At 52.3% G+C, this 2,382-nt stretch carries 1 protein-coding gene; it reads left to right on the forward strand.

Annotated elements, in window-relative coordinates:
- The first annotated feature begins 447 nt into the window (after positions 1–447).
- Positions 448–2,004, forward strand: a complete 1,557-nt coding sequence (phoA, locus tag HMPREF2708_RS03755) for an alkaline phosphatase (RefSeq protein ID WP_070832542.1) — start codon at positions 448–450, stop codon at positions 2,002–2,004.
- Positions 2,005–2,382: the final 378 nt, after the last annotated feature.

Below are 2,382 nucleotides of genomic sequence, written 5' to 3' on the forward strand. Positions count from 1 at the left end.
CACACAACACACACCCACAAAACAACCACCACAACCAAGCAGCAGCCACCCCGTGAGCAGCAGAAGGAGACTTTACCCTCGCTACAAACATAAGTCAAATTGACTGCGAATACCAGGTAAACTTTCCCCTTGCCATTGCAACTAGCGGTTTCATCACCCCGTCGCGCTGACCCGGAATACATTACACACAATTGCCAAATAAGGCGAATTCGCTGGTCATGCAACTATTTTCACTATGTACGTAAGTATATTCACAGGCTTGATGCGACGCGACCACAACATACATAAGGGGATGCGCTGCAATGCCCGTCGTAAAGCGGTAATGGCGCACCAGAGGTTTATATAGAGTTAACCCCATTTCAATCTCTAAGAAATTCTCATCCTCGACTATAGATTTGTAACTTTTATTTCTAATAGAGCAGGTTTGCTCTTGTCAGGAGAGAACTCATGAACCGTATGTTCAAGATGGGATTGGCGCTGAGTACTGTCGCCCTAATGGCTGTTGGTTGCAGTTCAGCAGACGAAACAACGCCGAGCAATGCCGCAGCCGAGAAGGGCACGGCTGCAGACCTGGACTCAAGCATCGCCAACCGCGAAGCAAAGGGTGACCTTTCCGAGCATGGCGGCGCTCGACGTCTTGACGGTGATCAGACTGAATTCGTGCGCAATGCTGTCAGCCAGACCGGTGCAAAGAATGTCATTTTGTTGATAGGCGACGGCATGGGTGACTCCGAGATTACCGTCGCTCGTAATTACGCATTGGGAGCAGGCGGATTCTTTAAAGGCATCGATGCACTACCAGTCACCGGACAGTACACTCACTACGCTCTCGACAAGGACGGTAAGCCAGACTACGTAACGGACTCTGCAGCTTCCGGTAGCGCATGGGCAACGGGCACCAAGACCTACAACCGCGCTATCTCCGTCGATATCCACGGCAATCCGCAGAGCACGCTCCTGGAGATTGCTAAGGCTAACGGCAAGAAGACTGGTAACGTCTCGACCGCCGAAATCCAGGACGCCACTCCTGCTGTCTTGGCAGCCCACGTATCCGACCGCAAGTGCTACGGACCAGAGGACGACGAAAAGTGCGGCGACGATCTTAAAGAAAAGGGCGGACGCGGCTCGATTTCAGAGCAGATTGTAGATACGCGTGCCGACGTCACGCTCGGCGGTGGCTCCGAAGCCTTCGATCAAACCATCCGCGCTGGCGAAGGCAAGGGAAAGAAGGTTATCGACTACGCACGGGAAAAGGGCTTTAACGTCGCGTCAGATGCCACGGAACTCGACGCGGTAACCGAGGCGAATCAGGACAAGCCTGTTCTAGGCCTATTCTCTGAGGGCAACATGCCTGTTCGCTGGGAGGGACCAAAGGCTGAAAAGAACGGTTACCTCGAGGAAGCTGCAAAGTGTACCGACAACCCAGAGCGAACTGCTGATGTCCCCAAGCTTGCAGACATGACGGAGAAGGCAATTGACCTGTTGAAGGACGACGAAAATGGGTTCTTCCTCCAGGTAGAGGGCGCTTCAATTGATAAGGAAGACCACAAAGCAAATCCGTGTGGCCAGATTGGCGAGACCGTTGACCTCGACGAGGCAGTCCAGAAGGCTCTGGACTTCGCGAAGAACGACGGCGAGACCCTTGTGATTGTGACCGCTGACCACGCTCACACTTCGCAGATTCTCGGTAACGCCAGCCAGGAAGACCTCGAGAAGATTGCCGAAAAGAACAATATTTCCGTTGAAGAAGCGCGGGAGATTGTTTACCCAGGCCTGTCCCGCAATCTGACTACCGAAGATGGCTCGATGCTTACTGTCGGATATGCGACCAGTGAAGACTCCGACATTGAGAGCCAGGGGCACACAGGTGCGCAGCTGCGTCTCGCGGCCTTCGGCCCCAATGCCGCAAACGTAGTTGGCCTGACCGACCAGACGGATCTTTTCTTCACTATCTCTGATGCCCTTGACCTCGACCACAGCAAGGTTACGCTGGAAGAAAAGTAAAAGTTCCGGTCAGCAACGGAGCGAGTCAAAATCATGCGGGTACGGATACAGCAACCGATGTAGTGATTGATTGAAAATTAAAACCGGTAGCAAACAGTTCTGAGGCCAGAAAGACCGCTGAAAATCAACCAGGTCTTTCGTAACTGAACGGTGCGCTACCGGTTTAGCATTCAGAGTCAATTTCCGTCGATTTGTGAAATTGAGAAGCGAAGCGTACTCACGGTTCATAAGGCCGTAAGCGCCTAGGCTGCCGTACCCAAACCAGTAAGCCCAGTCGTACCTTCCTAAATCCACTCCTACCTTCCGTATTTCGCACATTCGAAAACTAACGTGACGCAATTCGTATTAAATGTCGTTTACTTGTGGGTAAAACAAAAG

The sequence above is a fragment of the Corynebacterium sp. HMSC073H12 genome (assembly GCF_001837775.1).
GTDB lineage: Bacteria > Actinomycetota > Actinomycetes > Mycobacteriales > Mycobacteriaceae > Corynebacterium > Corynebacterium amycolatum.